This is a genomic window from Streptomyces vastus, assembly GCF_039532825.1.
Lineage (GTDB): Bacteria > Actinomycetota > Actinomycetes > Streptomycetales > Streptomycetaceae > Streptomyces > Streptomyces vastus.
The window spans coordinates 109,133-120,292 of record NZ_BAAASJ010000099.1; the positions used below are offsets into that span (position 1 = coordinate 109,133).

The 11,160-nt window shown below is 66.8% G+C and carries 8 protein-coding genes and 1 tRNA gene; 1 reads left to right on the top strand and 8 read right to left on the bottom strand.

The annotated features are described in order from the left end of the window. The first annotated feature begins 197 nt into the window (after positions 1-197). Positions 198-530 (top strand): DUF6344 domain-containing protein, encoded by a 333-nt coding sequence (locus ABD357_RS32075; RefSeq protein ID WP_344394534.1) that lies wholly within the window; start codon positions 198-200, stop codon positions 528-530. A 237-nt stretch (positions 531-767) separates the two neighbouring features. Here the strand turns inward: ABD357_RS32075 and ABD357_RS32080 are convergent. The 8 genes from ABD357_RS32080 to dnaN all read right to left on the bottom strand — a co-directional run bounded on the left by ABD357_RS32080 (position 768) and on the right by dnaN (position 10,627). After that, positions 768-841: transfer RNA gene (locus tag ABD357_RS32080), tRNA-Ile, on the bottom strand. A 165-nt stretch (positions 842-1,006) separates the two neighbouring features. Then, complete coding sequence (locus tag ABD357_RS32085) at positions 1,007-1,717, bottom strand: DUF3566 domain-containing protein (protein WP_344394535.1); 711 nt, start codon at positions 1,715-1,717, stop codon at positions 1,007-1,009. 17 nt (positions 1,718-1,734) lie between these two features. Further along, entirely contained in the window at positions 1,735-4,326 is a 2,592-nt protein-coding gene (gyrA, locus tag ABD357_RS32090) for a DNA gyrase subunit A (RefSeq protein ID WP_344394536.1), read from the bottom strand. Between the two features lie 42 nt (positions 4,327-4,368). Further along, complete coding sequence (gene gyrB, locus ABD357_RS32095) at positions 4,369-6,411, bottom strand: DNA topoisomerase (ATP-hydrolyzing) subunit B (protein ID WP_344394537.1); 2,043 nt, start codon at positions 6,409-6,411, stop codon at positions 4,369-4,371. Positions 6,412-6,720: 309 nt separating this feature from the next. Then, positions 6,721-7,263, bottom strand: coding sequence for a DciA family protein (locus tag ABD357_RS32100; RefSeq protein ID WP_344394538.1), 543 nt, complete (start codon positions 7,261-7,263; stop codon positions 6,721-6,723). After that, complete coding sequence (gene recF / locus ABD357_RS32105; protein ID WP_344394539.1) at positions 7,260-8,384, bottom strand: DNA replication/repair protein RecF; 1,125 nt, start codon at positions 8,382-8,384, stop codon at positions 7,260-7,262. Before recF ends, ABD357_RS32100 begins: the two co-directional genes overlap by 4 nt. A 106-nt stretch (positions 8,385-8,490) precedes the next feature. After that, positions 8,491-9,366, bottom strand: a complete 876-nt coding sequence (gene gnd, locus ABD357_RS32110; protein WP_344394540.1) for a phosphogluconate dehydrogenase (NAD(+)-dependent, decarboxylating) — start codon at positions 9,364-9,366, stop codon at positions 8,491-8,493. A gap of 130 nt (positions 9,367-9,496) precedes the next feature. Continuing rightward, on the bottom strand, positions 9,497-10,627 hold the full coding sequence (gene dnaN, locus ABD357_RS32115) for a DNA polymerase III subunit beta (RefSeq protein ID WP_138050060.1): 1,131 nt from the start codon (positions 10,625-10,627) through the stop codon (positions 9,497-9,499). Positions 10,628-11,160: the final 533 nt, after the last annotated feature.

Consider the following 11,160-nt stretch of genomic DNA (forward strand, 5'->3'; position numbering starts at 1 on the left):
CGGCTCCGACCGCAGAGTGACAACTCGCTACATTCTGCAAATTTCGGCGCCTGCTTCCACTTTACGGATCTCTTGGGTCCATCCGGGTGGTGTTCATCTGAAGAGCGACGCGCCACGAGCGTCGGTCCACCACTTCGCGGCCCTCATACACATCATGAGGAAAGTACGCAAATCGCCCAACCCGAAAGTGAGGGACCATGGCCAGGAACAAGGTCATGAAGCTGTGGACCGCCGTCATCACCGCCTTCATCGCTCTGTGCACGACGCTCGGACTCGTCACCACAGCGCATGCGACCACCGCGGTACACCGGACCGAAGCCGCCCGCAAGACGAGCCCCACAGCCACGGTCCCCACGATGTCCCGCTGGACCTGGTCCTTCAGCCGCAACCTGCCTCCCACGATGAAGCAACGCATCCACGCCGAGGCCCACGGCTCCTCACCCAGCTGCCGCCACCGCCCGCCAGCAGACGTGGACACACCGTCCGAGGGCGAGGAGGAAGCGGACCCCACCGCCCCGTGCACGACCTGACGTAGACGCCGAACACTCCTCGCAAGCCTCACAACCGGGCGGACTTGCGTACGCCACCGGACACGAAAAAGACCCCCAGCCATGACTGCCTGGGGGTCTTCGTGGCGTGGGGCCGGCAGCATGCCAACCTGTGGCCTCAAGTTACGGCGCAGTAGCGAGGGCAACAAGATCCATAAACGTAGAAGCCCGATAGATCCTGTGGACCCACCGGGCTTCTGACCTGGCACTTAACTGCTGTGGGGCTAACAGGATTTGAACCTGTGGCCTCATCCTTATCAGGGATGCGCTCTAACCAACTGAGCTATAGCCCCGCCGCGCTCTGCGGTGTACGTCCCGCGCGCTGACCTCTGAAGATTAGCGCACCTCCGGGTCAGTCCCAAAATCGATATCCGAGGTGGCCTCCTGCCGGCCTGGACAGTGTTGGAGCGCATCCCTGACCAGGATGCGCTCACACCGTCAAGAGGCCCCGAAGACGATTACTCGTCCTCCGCGAGCGTCAGCTCGATGCCGCCGACGAAGCCCGCCGAGAGGTTGTAGATGAACGCGCCGAGGGTGGCGAGCGCGGTGGCGAGGACGACGTCGATGACCGCGATGATCGACGTGAAGATGAGCACGCGCGGCAGCGACAGGAAGGACTGCAGATCGAAGCCGTTGGACTCGTTCGAGCCCGTGGCCTCGGAGATCGTGCCCCCCACCGTGGAGAAGACGCCCATGGCGTCCATGACCATCCACAGCACCGCGGCCGCGACGATCGTGCAGATGCCGAGCGCGATGGAGAGCAGGAAGCTGACCTTCATCACCGACCAGGGGTCGGCCTTGGCCACCCGAAGGCGTGCCTTACGGGTACGGGGCGTCGTACGCGCCCCGGTGCGCGGCCGACGGACGGCGCCGGCCGTCGGCGGCGGCGGCTGTGTCGGGTAGGCCTGCGGCGGGTGATACGGCTGAGCGGGCTGCTGAGGCTGCCGCTCGCCGGGCAACGGCGAACCGGGAGCCGGGGGCACCGGCGCGCCGCCTGGCGCCGCGCCCGCCGCGTACTGCGGCGTCTGCGCGCCTCGGGTGTCCGTCACGGTTCCCCCCTGGGATCCCTGGGAGTCATGGGACGCTTGGGAGTCCTTCGCGTCCGTGGCGGGGCCACGGCCGCCGTCCGTCTCCGTACCGGTCGATCCGGCGCCCGTGGCTCCGCTCACGATGACTCACTCCTCGCCTACTCGGCCGTGGACTCGTCGCCCTCGTCCGTCGTGCCGACGACCGTGTCGGCCTCGTCCGATTCGTCGACGTCCACAGCGTCGACCTCCTCGGCCTCGCGACCGGCCTCGGCGTTCCGAGCGATACCGACGACGGCATCGCGCTTGCCCAGGTTGATCAGTTGGACGCCCATGGTGTCACGGCCCGTCTCCCTGACCTCGTTGACCCGCGTACGAATCACACCGCCCGACAGCGTGATGGCGAGGATCTCGTCCGTCTCCTCGACCACCAGCGCGCCGACGAGCGATCCACGGTCCTCCACGATCTTGGCGGCCTTGATGCCGAGGCCACCGCGACCCTGGACGCGGTACTCGTCGACGGGCGTCCGCTTTGCGTACCCACCGTCGGTGGCGGTGAACACGAACGTACCCGTTCGAACAACATTCATCGAGAGCAGCTCGTCGCCCTCACGGAAACTCATGCCCTTCACACCCGAGGTCGCACGACCCATGGGTCGGAGGGCGTCATCGGTCGCCGTGAACCTGATCGACTGCGCCTTCTTGCTGATCAGAAGCAGATCGTCCTCGGCCGAAACCAGTTCAGCACCGATCAGTTCATCATCGGAACCGGCCTCCGTTTCACGGAGGTTGATCGCGATGACGCCGCCGGAACGCGGAGAATCGTAATCCTTAAGCGGCGTCTTCTTAACCAGCCCACCCTTGGTGGCCAGTACGAGATAGGGCGCCGCTTCGTAGTCACGGATCGCGAGGATCTCGGCGATCGCCTCGTCCGGCTGGAAGGCCAGCAGGTTCGCGACGTGCTGGCCGCGCGCGTCCCGGCCGGCGTCCGGCAGCTCGTACGCCTTGGCCCGGTAGACGCGGCCCTTGTTGGTGAAGAACAGCAGCCAGTGGTGCGTCGTCGACACGAAGAAGTGGTCGACGATGTCGTCTTCCTTCAGCTTTGTGCCGCGTACGCCCTTGCCGCCGCGCTTCTGGGAGCGGTAGTCGTCCGTTTTTGTGCGCTTGACGTAGCCGCCGCGCGAGATGGTGACGACGATGTCCTCTTCTGCGATGAGGTCCTCGATGGACATGTCACCGTCGAAGGGCACCAGCTTGGAGCGGCGGTCGTCGGCGAACTTCTCGACGATCGCGGCGAGTTCCTCGCTGATGATGCCGCGCTGGCGGACCGGCGAGGCGAGGATCGCGTTGTACTCGGTGATCTTCGCCTGGAGTTCGTCGTGCTCCTGGACGATCTTCTGGCGCTCCAGGGCGGCGAGGCGCCGCAGCTGCATCTCGAGGATGGCGTTGGCCTGGATCTCGTCGATCTCCAGGAGGCCCATCAGGCCCTCTCGCGCGATCTCGACGGTGTCACTGCGCCGGATCAGTGCGATGACGTCGTCGATGGCGTCCAGGGCCTTCAGAAGGCCGCGCAGGATGTGCGCGCGCTCCTCGGCCTTGCGCAGCCTGAAGCGCGTACGACGGACGATGACCTCGATCTGGTGGCTCACCCAGTGGCGGATGAACGCGTCGAGCGACAGCGTGCGCGGCACGCCGTCCACCAGCGCCAGCATGTTGGCGCCGAAGTTCGTCTGCAGGTCGGTGTGCTTGTAGAGGTTGTTCAGTACGACCTTGGCGACCGCGTCGCGCTTCAGGACGATGACCAGGCGCTGGCCGGTACGGGACGAGGTCTCGTCGCGTACGTCCGCGATGCCGCCGATCTTGCCGTCCTTCACCAGGTCGGCGATCTTCTGCGCGAGGTTGTCCGGGTTGACCTGGTAGGGGAGTTCGGTGACCACCAGGCACTGGCGGTTCTGGATCTCCTCGACCTCGACGACCGCGCGCATCGTGATGGAGCCGCGGCCCGTGCGGTAGGCCTCCTCGATGCCTTTTCGGCCCACTACCAGGGCGCCGCTCGGGAAATCGGGGCCCTTGATGCGTTCGATCAGGGCGTCGAGCAGCTCTTCGTGAGAGGCCTCGGGGTTCTCCAGATACCACTGGGCGCCGGCCGCGACCTCGCGGAGGTTGTGCGGCGGGATGTTGGTGGCCATGCCGACCGCGATCCCGGCCGAGCCGTTGACCAGCAGGTTCGGGAAGCGGGACGGCAGGACGGTCGGCTCCTGGGAGCGGCCGTCGTAGTTGTCCGTGAAGTCGACGGTTTCCTCGTCGATGTCGCGGACCATCTCCATGGACAGCGGCGCCATCTTGCACTCGGTGTACCGCATGGCCGCCGCCGGGTCGTTGCCCGGAGAGCCGAAGTTGCCGTTGGAGTCCACCAGCGGCATCCGCATCGACCACGGCTGCGCGAGGCGGACCAGCGCGTCGTAGATCGAGGAGTCGCCGTGCGGGTGGTAGTTGCCCATGACGTCGCCGACGACGCGGGCGCACTTGTAGAAGCCTTTCTCGGGCCGGTAGCCGCCGTCGTACATGGCGTACAGCACACGGCGGTGGACGGGCTTGAGACCGTCCCGTACGTCCGGCAGCGCGCGCGACACGATGACGGACATCGCGTAATCGAGGTACGAGCGCTGCATCTCCGTCTCGAGCCCGACGGGCTCGACGCGCAGGGCCAGGCCCTCGTCCTCAGGCGTGACTGGAATGTTCTCGTCGGTCATTGCTGGTGAAGATCCTTTCTGGTGCGGTCAGCTGAGACCGACTCAGATGTCGAGGAACCGGACGTCCTTGGCGTTGCGCTGGATGAACTGGCGGCGCGCCTCGACGTCCTCGCCCATCAGGACCGAGAACAGGTCGTCGGCCTGGGCGGCGTCGTCGAGCGTGACCTGGCCGAGAACGCGGTGCTCCTGGTCCATGGTCGTGATGCGCAGTTCCTCGGCGTTCATCTCACCGAGGCCCTTGAAGCGCTGGACCGAGTCCTCGCGGATGCGCTTGCCGTTCTGGCGGCCGAGCTCGATCAGCGCGTCGCGCTCGCGGTCCGAGTACGCGTACTCGAAGTCGTCCCGGCCCCACTTGATCTTGTAGAGCGGAGGGCGTGACAGGAAGACGTGGCCCGCCTCGACCAGCGGCCGCATGAAGCGGAACAGGAACGTCAGCAGCAGGGTGTTGATGTGCTGGCCGTCGACGTCGGCGTCCGCCATCAAGATGATCTTGTGGTAGCGCAGCCGCTCGATGTCGAAGTCCTCGTGCACTCCGGTACCGAAGGCCGAGATCAGCGCCTGGATCTCCTGGTTCTGCAGGATCTTGTCGATCCGCGCCTTCTCGACGTTGAGGATCTTGCCTCGGATCGGGAGGATCGCCTGGTACTCCGGGTTGCGGCCGGACTTGGCCGAGCCGCCGGCGGAGTCACCCTCGACGATGAAGATCTCGCACTTGGTGGGGTCGTTCGACTGGCAGTCGGAGAGCTTGCCCGGCAGGGACGCCGTCTCGAGCAGGCCCTTGCGCCTGGTGAGGTCCCGCGCCTTGCGGGCCGCCACGCGCGCGGTGGCCGCCTGGATGCCCTTGCGGACGATGTCCGCCGCCTCGGTCGGGTTGCGGTCCAGCCAGTCGTTGAGGTGCTCGTAGACGACCTTCTGGACGAAGGTCTTCACCTCGGTGTTGCCCAGCTTGGTCTTGGTCTGGCCCTCGAACTGCGGCTCGCTCAGCTTCACCGAGATGATCGCCGTCAGACCCTCGCGGATGTCGTCACCCGTGAGGTTGTCGTCCTTCTCACGCAGCAGCTTCTTGTCGCGCGCGTACTTGTTGACCAGGTTCGTCAGCGCGGCGCGGAAACCCTCTTCGTGCGTACCGCCCTCATGCGTGTGGATGATGTTGGCGAAGGAGTACACACCCTCGCTGTAACCGCTGTTCCACTGCATCGCGAGTTCGAGGGAAAGGCTCTTGTCCTTGTCCTCGGCCTCGAGGTCGATCACGGTGGGATGCACCACGTCTCCCTTGCGGGAGTTGAGGTACTTCACGAAATCGACGATGCCGCCCTCGTAGTGGTACGAGACGCTCTTGACCTCGTGCTTCTCGTCCTCGCCCGCCTCGTCCGCCCCGGCTGTGGCCTTCGCCGACTCGCGCTCGTCGGTGAGGTTGATCCTCAGTCCCTTATTGAGGAACGCCATCTCCTGGAAACGCCGCGAGAGCGTCTCGAAGGAGTACTCGATGGTCTCGAAGATGTCCGGGTCGGCCCAGAAGGTGACCGTGGTGCCGTGCTCGTCCGTGGCCTCGTGCTTGGCAAGCGGGGCCGTCGGGACCCCCAACTTGTAGTCCTGCGTCCAGCGATAGCCGTCGGTCTTGATCTCGACGGAGACCTTGGTCGACAGGGCGTTCACGACAGAGACACCCACGCCGTGCAGACCGCCGGAGACCGCGTAGCCGCCGCCGCCGAACTTTCCGCCCGCGTGCAGAACCGTCAGCACGACCTCGACGGCCGGCTTGCCCTCGGACGCGACGATACCCACCGGGATGCCACGACCATTGTCGACAACCCGCACGCCGCCGTCGGCGAGGATCGTGACGTCGATCGTGTCCGCGTGGCCGGCCAGCGCCTCGTCGACGGAGTTGTCCACGACCTCTTGCACCAGGTGGTGCAGCCCGCGCTCACCGGTCGAGCCGATGTACATGCCGGGTCGCTTGCGGACCGCGTCCAGACCCTCGAGGACGGTGATGGCACTGGCGTCGTACAACGAGGCTGTGACCTCGCCGTTCGCGCCGGCGTCGGTGGACGGGATGTTCTCGTTGGGGTTGCCGGAATCGGCCACGAAGCGCCCTTTCTGGCACAGCACAGACCCAGCTCTAGCGGATGGCCGGAGCGGCTGCGGCGTGTTGCGTTGGTAAGCCTTAGTCGGCGTTGCTTGGTGTGTCCCACAAGTGGGGCGGGATTAGCCTCCAGTCTACCGGTAGCGCCGACAGTGATGGGCGTTTGCCGGTACCTGAGTCCGCATGTGCCGCCCTGAACCGGACTCGGCCGACTCCCCATACGTCGACCCGGAGTCCAAGAGGCTCACAGCGGCACTCAGCGCTTCGGGATGCCAACCGCGCGCTACGAACGGCATACCGCCCGGTCTGGCTCACTCGTAGGTGTCGCCGGGGCCCTTGCTGCCGGGCGCGCGCAGGGGGCCGAAGCGGCGGGCGGGACCCCCGGGACCGTGCACCTTGATCAGCCGCACCGTGCCATGGCCGAGGTCCTCGTTCAGGCGGGCCACCAGCTGCGGGGCGAGCAGGCGCAGATTCGTCGCCCAGGCCGTGGAATCGCACCGCACGATGAGGGTCCGCTCGTCCTCGTCGTACTTCTCGGGTACGCAGTGCTTGGCCAGGTCGTCCCCGACGATCTGCGGCCACCGGCCCATGACCCCGCCCACAGCGGCCGGGGTCTCCCAGCCGCGCTCGGTGATCAGCCGGTTGATGGCGGAGCCGAGCGCCATCGGATCACGGCCGTCGGCGCGCGCACCGGAGCGCAGACCACCGCGCCGCGCCTGCTTCTTCTGCTGCGCCGCGTCTCCACGCGCGCGTGCCTGCTCTTTCGCCGCACGCAGGGCCACGCGCGCAAGGTCGACGCCAGACGGTTCGGGAGACTTGGGGCTCTTCTCCGGTTCCGGTGTGTTTTTGCTCATACGTGCTCCACCGTGCCCTCCGCCACCACGTACCGCGTCCCCGTCAGTACCGCCGGTACGTCGTCGTCGACCGCCGCCGTCACCAGGACCTGCTCACCCGGCGCGACCAACTCGGCGAGACGTTCGCGGCGCCGGGTGTCGAGCTCGGCGAACACGTCGTCGAGGACCAGCACCGGCTCGTTGCCCTCGGCCCGGAGCATGTCGTACGAGGCCAGGCGCAGCGCCAGCGCGTACGACCAGGACTCGCCGTGTGACGCATATCCCTTCGCGGGCATCTGGCCAAGTTTGAGCAGCAGTTCGTCCCTGTGCGGACCGACCAGGGTGACGCCCCGCTCGATCTCCTGCTTACGGGCCTCCGCAAGGGCCGCCATCAGCTGCTCGTACAGCTCCTCGCGCGCGTGGCCGACGATTTCGGGCGAGGAGGGCTTGTACTCCAGGGCAACGGGGCCACCACCGGGCGCCAGCTGCTCGTACGCCTTGTCGGCCAGCGGCTGGAGCGCGGCGATCAGATCGAGCCGCTGCGCGAGCAACTCGGCGCCCACGCGCGCGAGGTGCTGGTCCCACACGTCGAGTGTGGACAGGTCCATGGAACGGCCACCGTGGCGGCGAGCCAGCGCGGCGGACTTCAGGAGCGTGTTCCGCTGCCTGAGTACACGCTCGTAGTCCGAGCGCACGCCCGCCATGCGCGGGGCGCGTGCGGTGATCAGCTCGTCGAGGAAACGCCGCCGCTCGCCCGGGTCGCCCTTGACGAGTGCGAGATCCTCGGGCGCGAACAGCACGGTCCGTACGATGCCGAGTACATCACGGGGTCTGACCTGCGACGACCTGTTGATACGGGCGCGGTTGGCCTTCCCGGGGTTCAGCTCCAGCTCGACGAGCTGCTGGCGCTCCCCCTGCCGTACCTGCGCCCGGATGATCGCGCGGTCCGCACCCACCCGTACAAGAGGCCCATCGGAGGAGACGCGATGGCTTCCGAGAGTCGCCAGATAGCCGACCGCCTCGACGAGGTTCGTCTTGCCCTGCCCGTTGGGGCCCACGAACGCCGTGATGCCCGGATCGAGCGCGACCTCGACCCGGGCGTACGAGCGGAAGTCAGCCAGCGACAGATGCGTGACGTGCATGGTCGTTCGCCGACCTCCCCAACGTGATGCTTCCGGTTACCCCCCAGCCTGTCCCCTGCTTGTGGACAACCGGGCCATCCCAGGTATGGAGAACCCAGGATGTGGACTACTTCTTCTCGACCGCGTGGCCGCCAAACTGGTTCCGCAGCGCCGCGATCATCTTCATCTGCGGCGAATCGTCCTGCCGGGAGGCGAAGCGCGCGAAGAGCGACGCGGTGATCGCCGGCAGCGGAACCGCGTTGTCGATCGCGGCTTCCACAGTCCAGCGGCCTTCTCCGGAATCCTGTGCATAACCCTTGAGCTGCTTCAGGTGCTCATCCTCGTCGAGAGCGTTGACCGCCAGGTCGAGCAGCCAGGAGCGGATGACGGTGCCCTCCTGCCAGGAGCGGAAGACCTCGCGTACGTCGGTGACGGAGTCGACGGCCTCCAGGAGCTCCCAGCCCTCGGCGTAGGCCTGCATCATCGCGTACTCGATGCCGTTGTGGACCATCTTCGCGAAGTGCCCGGCGCCGACCTTGCCCGCGTGCACGGCGCCCGCGTCACCTTCCGGCTTGAGTGCGTCGAAGACCGGCCGCACCTTGGCTATGTTCTCGGCGTCGCCGCCGTACATCAGCGCATAGCCGTTCTCCAGGCCCCAGACGCCGCCCGAGACACCGCAGTCGACGAAGCCGATGCCCTTGGCCGCCAGCTCCTCGGCGTGCCTCTCGTCGTCGGTCCAGCGCGAATTGCCGCCGTCCACGACGACGTCGCCGGGCTCCAGGAGATCAGCGAGCTCGTCGATGGTGGACTGGGTCGCCGCCCCGGCCGGGACCATCACCCACACCACGCGCGGACCGTCGAGCTTGCCCACAAGCTCCTCGAGGCTGTGGACATCGGCGAGGTCCGGATTGCGGTCGTATCCGAAGACGGTGAGGCCTGCGCGGCGTATGCGCTCGCGCATATTGCCGCCCATCTTGCCGAGACCGACGAGACCGAGCTCCATCAGGGTGTTCCTTCACTGACGACGTGACGTGAGGGGCACTTTCGTACCTGCGTCCGAGCCTAAACCCGGACGCTCCCGCACATCTGTGGGCATAGCCGCTCAGACGTACGCCCTCACCTGCGGACTCTCGTCAGCCGCTCAGCCGCACCGGCATGATCAGGTACTTGTACGCCTCGTCCGCCTCCGCGTCCACGGCCGGCTTGCCGCTGAGGAGCGCCGGCTTGGTGGACGTCGTGAAGGAGAGCTGGGCCACCGGGGAGTCGATGGCGCTGAGTCCGTCGAGCAGGAACGTCGGATTGAAGGCGATCGAGACGTCGTCACCCTCCAGCTGGGCATCGACCCTTTCCACAGCCTGTGCGTCGTCACTGGAGCCCGCCTCCAGGATCAACACACCCTGCTCGAAGCTGAGCCGCACCGGGGTGTTGCGCTCGGCGACCAGGGCCACACGCTTGACGGCCTCCACGAACGGGGCGGTCTCGATGACGGCCACGGAGTTGAACTCCGTCGGGAACAGCGAGCGGTACTTCGGGAGGTCGCCCTCCAGCAGGCGCGTGGTCGTACGCCGCCCCGCGCCCTCGAAGCCGATCAGGCCCTCGCCCGCGCCCGAGCCGGACAGCGCGAGAATCACGCTGTCGCCGCTCGTGAGCGCCTTGGCCGTGTCCAGGAGCGTCTTGGCGGGCACCAGGGCCACCGCGGACGCCTCAGGGTTCTCCGGCTTCCACAGGAACTCGCGGACCGCAAAGCGGTAGCGGTCGGTGGACGCCAGCGTGACCGTGTCGCCCTCGATCTCGATACGCACACCGGTGAGGACGGGCAGCGTGTCGTCGCGACCGGCGGCGATGGCCACCTGGGCGGCGGCGGAGGCGAAGACCTCACCGGGGACGGTGCCCGTCGCCGACGGCATCTGCGGCAGCGCCGGGTACTCCTCCACAGGCAGTGTGTGCAGTGTGAAGCGCGAGGAGCCGCAGACCACCGTCGCCCGTACACCGTCTGTGGAAATCTCCACCGGCCGGTTGGGCAGGGCCCGGCAGATGTCGGCGAGCAGGCGGCCGGAGACCAGCACCGTGCCTTCCTCGTCGACCTCGGCGTCCACGGAGACGCGTGCCGAGACCTCGTAGTCGAAGCTGGACAGGCTCAACGCGCCCTCCTCGGCCTTCAGCAGAAGGCCGGCGAGCACAGGCGCCGGCGGTCGTGCCGGGAGGCTGCGTGCCGCCCAGGCCACTGCCTCCGCGAGTACGTCGCGTTCCACCCGGATCTTCACCGTTGCCGCCTCCGTCTGTTGCCGGCGCTCTCGCCCTGCTTCGCGTTCGTCGTCTGACTCGGTGTCGCTCGGTCCGCTCAGGGGAAGGACACCGGGAACCAGTCTGACGCACAGCACTGACAGTCGGTGCCCCTCGGGGTCAAGTCGTTCCGAGCGGCACCTGAGGCGTCGAGCGCGAGTTGTGCACAGCCCCGTCTTCGAAACGAATTCCCAGCTCTCTCTAGTTGGGAGTAGTAGTAGGGGCTGTGGATACCGTGGATAACCTCGTATGCGCAGGTCAGCGCCGGTTTTTTGTCCACTGGTCCTGTGGGTGGAGGCGGTGGACAACTCGGGTGTTCTGTGGATGGGGAAAAGTTCTGCACATCCGATGCACAGGAGCGGGGTAGTTCTCCCCAGCGGCGTCCCCAGGTTTGCCCAGGTTCCCCACAGCCCAACCGGACACCTTGGTGTGACGCCTTTCACTCCGGGCGGTGAAAGTGCACGTCACGTTGCCGAACAGTGGACAGCGATGTGGAGAAGTCGGAGATCGCTGG

Bases quoted from the DNA above. Each gene is read 5' to 3' on its own strand.
- ABD357_RS32075 (WP_344394534.1), top strand. From the start codon at position 198: ATGGCCAGGAACAAGGTCATGAAGCTGTGGACCGCCGTCATCACCGCC.
- gyrA (WP_344394536.1), bottom strand. From the start codon at position 4,326: ATGACCGACGAGAACATTCCAGTCACGCCTGAGGACGAGGGCCTGGCC.
- ABD357_RS32100 (WP_344394538.1), bottom strand. From the start codon at position 7,263: ATGAGCAAAAACACACCGGAACCGGAGAAGAGCCCCAAGTCTCCCGAA.
- recF (WP_344394539.1), bottom strand. From the start codon at position 8,384: ATGCACGTCACGCATCTGTCGCTGGCTGACTTCCGCTCGTACGCCCGG.
- gnd (WP_344394540.1), bottom strand. From the start codon at position 9,366: ATGGAGCTCGGTCTCGTCGGTCTCGGCAAGATGGGCGGCAATATGCGC.